The organism is Archangium sp., from assembly GCF_057119385.1.
The window spans coordinates 1-4571 of record NZ_DBNGVP010000085.1 but is presented as its reverse complement, the minus strand read 5'-3'; the positions used below and the strand labels follow the sequence as shown (position 1 = coordinate 4571).

Below are 4571 nucleotides of genomic sequence, written 5' to 3'. Positions count from 1 at the left end.
GTGCTCTCCCCCGAGCCCATGACGGCCAGCAACCCCGAGCACGTGGCCTTCACCGCCCGCGTGCGCGAGCTGCTCGACCGGGCGGGCCTCATCGAACGCCCCGAGCCCCGGCCCGCCAGCGAGTGACACGAGCGGGTGCTCGGACAGTACCTCCGCAGGAGCACATGACCGCGAACCATGATCCGCGAGAATAGTCAGCGCAAGCTCCAAGCCCCCCTGTGACATCGGAGCACCATCCGCCGCATCCTGGCGAATCAGCCGTCATCGGCATGTGCACCCCCCATGTGACCGAGTACGCGGACGGAAAGAAGCGGCGCAAGGCGGCTCAGAAGCCCATCCAGGGCTACTTCCCGGCCATCGTGGATGAAGACACCTTCCAGCGGGCACGGTCCCTTCTGCTCGATACACCCTCCCCCTTGCGCGGCAGGAACGCCTACGGCGTGGTCAAGAACCTCTTCGGCGGTCTGACACGGTGCGGCCGGTGCGGCGGCACCATGGCCTACGCCGACAAGGGACAGTCCAAGAGGACTCGCCACACCTCTCTCGTGTGCCTCAAGGCGCGTACCGGAGCGGGCTGCAAGTACGCGGCGGTCCACTACCCACCGCTTGAAGTCGCGTTCCTCCAGCATGGCCCCCCAACTCCTGGGAACAGCCCCGCTGGAAGCGGAGCACGGACCCCTTGAGGCCGAAATCAGAGAGGACGAGTCCGCCATGTCGGGCGCCGAGGACTCCCTGGAGCACCTCGCCGAGACCTACGCACGGACCCGGATGGACACGCTGCTCGAGCAGATGCGAACCATCGAGGTCGACCTTCGTTTCTGGGTCGGCTCAGCGTGTGCGGTGCTTCACCGGAACGAGTTCACGATGTAGAGCCCCGCGCTGGAGAATTCGAGAATGGCCGTTCCTGGCTTGGACTCGGGTTTCTTCCTGAGTTGACCGCGTGCGAGCCGAGCCACAGCGCAAATTGGAATTGGTTCTTCGTCCGGTGGATGCACCTCGTAATACCGGATGACGACCTGTTGGCCACCTGTCCAGACCCGTCCATAGAGACGGGTGACTGCCGGAAGAGTCCCGAGGGGGCTGTTCAGCATGCTCTCCTCGGGACCGTCGAACAGCGTGATGGGGCTGGCGTCGGTCTGGTTCACGTCCAGTTCGACATCGGAAGAGTCCCCGACGCTCAAGCCAAGACGCCGCATGGTTTCGAGCGCCTTTTCTGGGCACGCTTCCGGTCCGGGGCTGCCGTCCGGGCGAAGGGAGACGCCCCCAGTCGTCGTGCAACTGGAGGACACGCAAAGCAGCAGGACAGAAGCAGGAAGCAGTGAGCGAACGGGAGCCATGAGGGGCGGGATCTACTAACGCAGCAGTTGTTTATCCAGATGGACCCATGCCTGCCGCAGACCGTCTCCTTGCCGAAAGAGTTCCAGCACGAGCCGGTCGGGGCCAGTCTCGGAGACGCGGAATTCCACACCCGTGGGGCTCTTGAATAATGCCGCGTACCGCTCCTGAAACGGCGTCTGTTTCGTGGCCCCCTTCGCCAGGAGCCCAGCGAGAGCGTGATTGACTGAGTCCTCTTTGCGGTAACGCTCGACTACCTCTCTGAGCTCCCCCTCCCTCCGCAGCGAATCGTACAGGGACGCAAGCACCGCTTTCGGGGCCTCGCGGTCACGGAACACGTTGACCTGTTGATCGCCCGTCCGGTCATCGGTGGTCTTCTGACGTGATGTCACGGTGAAGGGCAGTTCCGTTCCATCCGCGAGCGTTACCAGCAGCATGAGCCGGTCTTCGGGCTCAACATCACGGAGGGGCTCGATAAGCACCCGTTTCCCGACACACTCCACAGGCTCGAAGCGACCTTCCCATGCCAGCATCTTGGTCCGCGCTGAATCGCAGGGCTGCTCCAAGCGGAGGACGGTCACGATACCGCCGACGACGTACACGTCAGGTGCCTCTCGGCTCGTATGGTCCGAGAGGTAGATGTTCCGCTCGTTGGGCTCGCGATCCTCGGCCCCGGCCACGGATGCCACGAGAGCGAGAAGTAGAGTAGACCGGCGAAGTAGGAGATTCCACATGGCGCGGCCCAACTTATCAGAACGGGTGGAGGGCAACCAGCCGAGTGTTACCAAGCACGATGGATGAGGGAGAAGTGGGCCCGGGTGAGCGAGTTGGTTGATGGGCAGGCCCCCCGTGGCGCTCAGGGCCCGTGGGCGGCTGAAGGTGGTGGTCCTCGTTGTCCATCTCGAAGTCCGCCCTCCCCATGGGGAAGGCCCTATCTATCCCTATCTCTTGGTTTGACCGCCCCTGTCCTGTCCGCCTGAAGTCCAGGGCATGTCCACTCATTGCATCGGAGCGCACAGCCGCCGGCTCGGCGCGCTCGTGCTGACCATGAGCGTGGCCGTGCTCCTCGGCGGGTGCGCCACGGCCCCGCCGCGTGCGAGCCTGACGAGCGGCTTCGGCCTCCACTCCCGGTCCTCCTCGCTGCGTGAGGGGGCCGGAGCATGGCAGCCCGTCGTCACCGCTGTGCCTGGAGCGCCGGAGGGCTCCGCTGGGGGCTTCCCCGAGCAGACGGAGGAGTTCTTCCAGACGGAGGACTTCTTCCAGGTGGTGCAGGAGGCCAGTGGCCTCGGGGAAGAGGCCCGTCATCCGGCGGGTGCGGCGCTCTACGTGGAGCAGGCGCGCCAGCTCGTGAGGAGCTTGGCGAAGACGCCGGTGACACAGCGGAGCTTCGCCCCACGCCTGGCGCTGAGCTGGCTGCTGCGCGAGGTGCTCGAAGGGGGCGAGCGCGTGGACTACGTGGACTTGAAGTGGCGCGCCGAGCGCTTCGTGTGGTTGGTGATGGTGCGTCCGGACGGCTACCTGGTGGCCGCGCTCGACGGCTCGCCCCTTCAACGCCGGGGCTCTCTGCAACTGGTGGAAGGCGAGTGGAGGGCGGGCCGCCTCGTGGTGGGTGGCTTCTACTTCTCACACGGGGGCATCTTCTACCCGGTGACCGAGGCGCTGCGGCGCGAGGACAGCGAGCCCCTGGCGGAATTGGGTCTGGGGAGGGATCCAGTCAACGCCGCGTTGGATGGGGCCCAGGACGCCTTGGGAGAGATGACGCTGGCGCTGGCGCACTCCGTCCTCAACCCCATCCGCACGCTGGAGGACCTGGGGCAGTTGCCCACGACGGTGGCGTACCTGATTGCCACCTCGCCCGAGTACTTCGCGCGCTACGGGGCCATGTCGAGGGAGGACCAGATACGGGAGGCGGCGCGCCTGTCCACGCACCTGCTCCTGCTGCTCGGAGGCGCACGGGCCACGGTGGGCCGCATGGGCGGACTGGGAGCGGACCTGCCAGGACTGTCGCTCACGGCCAGGGGAGAGTTGGTGCTGGGCGAAGCCGTGGTGGCGGGCGCGGCGGGCACGGTGGGCGTGGACCTGAGTGCCTTCTCCATCCTCCACATGGCGGGGAAGGGCCGGGGCGGCAACACTGGCGGCGCGAGCGGCAAGGCGGGGAAGGCGTCCCAGAAGGCTCCGGCGCGGAGCCCCGGCAGGTGGACGTACAAGAAGCCCACCAATGAGTCCAAGCGCTCCCAGGACTACCAGGAGCAGGTGACGGGGCGGCCCGCGTGGTGGGTGTACATGATTGGGGAAGTGGAGTTCGATGGCATCAAGCTGGGGGAACTGCTGGAGGCCAAGGGTCCCGGTTACTGCTCCTTCTTCAACGTGGATGGCACGCCGAAGTACTGGTACATGAATTCCGGCAAGTTCGACGAGATGCTGAACCAAGCTGCGGATCAATCAAGGATGGCCCAGCAGGTGGGGATGCCGGTGAGCTGGCATGTCGCCGATGCCAGGGTGGCGGAGTTCCTTGGCACAATCTTCAAGGATAGAGGATGGAAGAACATCACCGTCCGCCACACACGGCCAGCACAGTAGGATAGGCGCACGCATGCAGGACAAGTACTACGTCGGGGCGTACTGGGGTCCGCGCAAGGAGACGGCGCTGGAGTGCGCCCGCCGTGCGGAGCTTTTCTTCAACATGCTGGCGCGGTGTGACCCGGCGTTCGCCCAATGGTACCGGGCGGGCCGTGGTTTTCCCCGAGAGCTGCCGGGCTGGCCAGTCCGCCTGGAACTCAAGGAATTGGAAGAGTTATTCCTGAAGAGCAGGCATCGCGGCGCCAGCAAGACGGTCCTCGAGGACATGGGCTTCAGCCGGATGGTGTGGAATGCCAAGAAGGACGCCATCCACGTTCACCTGCATTGTGGCGGATACTCACCGTGGGGAGTGCCCAATTCCTGCCTGCTCGACCCACTCTGGAAGAGCGCGGTCTGGGAGCGGTTGGTCCGCTCACCCGTGCTGGCCGAGGTGCTCACCAGTGTGGCCACGGCGTGGGACCCCGACTATGCCATGGCCAGCTCCTCGGAGATGGTGGACCTCGTGGAGAAGCGCGGGTCCGAGGTGCGCGTGGGCTGGCTGACGTACCTGTCGCGCCGCCTGGGGAAGCTGCCGCCGCTGCCCGCGCCCGTGCGCATCGAGCCGGTGGGAAAGCTGGGCTGGCTCCTCGTGCTCTCCCCCGAGCCCATGACGGCCA

At 65.8% G+C, this 4571-nt stretch carries 7 protein-coding genes; 5 read left to right on the top strand and 2 right to left on the bottom strand.

Features of this window, described 5'->3' with window-relative positions:
* The 3 genes from AC16DP_RS20660 to AC16DP_RS20650 form a co-directional block, all read left to right on the top strand.
* The coding region (locus AC16DP_RS20660) for an Imm52 family immunity protein (RefSeq protein WP_483956828.1) at positions 1–126 on the top strand (126 nt) is incomplete at its 5' end.
* Between the two features lie 143 nt (positions 127–269).
* Positions 270–683 carry a recombinase zinc ribbon domain-containing protein gene (locus AC16DP_RS20655; RefSeq protein WP_414640705.1) on the top strand — a complete coding sequence of 138 codons (414 nt, stop codon included), beginning with the start codon at positions 270–272 and terminating at the stop codon, positions 681–683.
* Entirely contained in the window at positions 628–870 is a 243-nt protein-coding gene (locus AC16DP_RS20650; RefSeq protein ID WP_329728238.1) for a hypothetical protein, read from the top strand. Before AC16DP_RS20655 ends, AC16DP_RS20650 begins: the two co-directional genes overlap by 56 nt.
* Here AC16DP_RS20650 and AC16DP_RS20645 read toward each other — a convergent pair.
* Positions 846–1337: a serine/threonine protein kinase gene (locus AC16DP_RS20645; protein ID WP_329728237.1), complete on the bottom strand. Its 492-nt coding sequence runs from the start codon at positions 1335–1337 to the stop codon at positions 846–848. The genes AC16DP_RS20650 and AC16DP_RS20645 overlap by 25 nt on opposite strands.
* Positions 1338–1352: 15 nt before the next feature.
* The gene (locus AC16DP_RS20640; protein WP_329728236.1) at positions 1353–2015 is read right to left on the bottom strand and encodes a DUF2381 family protein; all 663 of its coding nucleotides are present in this window, start codon (positions 2013–2015) and stop codon (positions 1353–1355) included.
* Between the two features lie 310 nt (positions 2016–2325).
* Here AC16DP_RS20640 and AC16DP_RS20635 point away from each other — a divergent pair, with 310 nt between their 5' ends.
* Both AC16DP_RS20635 and AC16DP_RS20630 read left to right on the top strand, forming a co-directional pair.
* Positions 2326–3915 carry a Tox-REase-5 domain-containing protein gene (locus AC16DP_RS20635; RefSeq protein ID WP_329728235.1) on the top strand — a complete coding sequence of 530 codons (1590 nt, stop codon included), beginning with the start codon at positions 2326–2328 and terminating at the stop codon, positions 3913–3915.
* Positions 3916–3928: 13 nt separating this feature from the next.
* A partial coding sequence (locus AC16DP_RS20630; protein ID WP_483956827.1) for an Imm52 family immunity protein occupies positions 3929–4571 on the top strand: 643 nt, incomplete at its 3' end.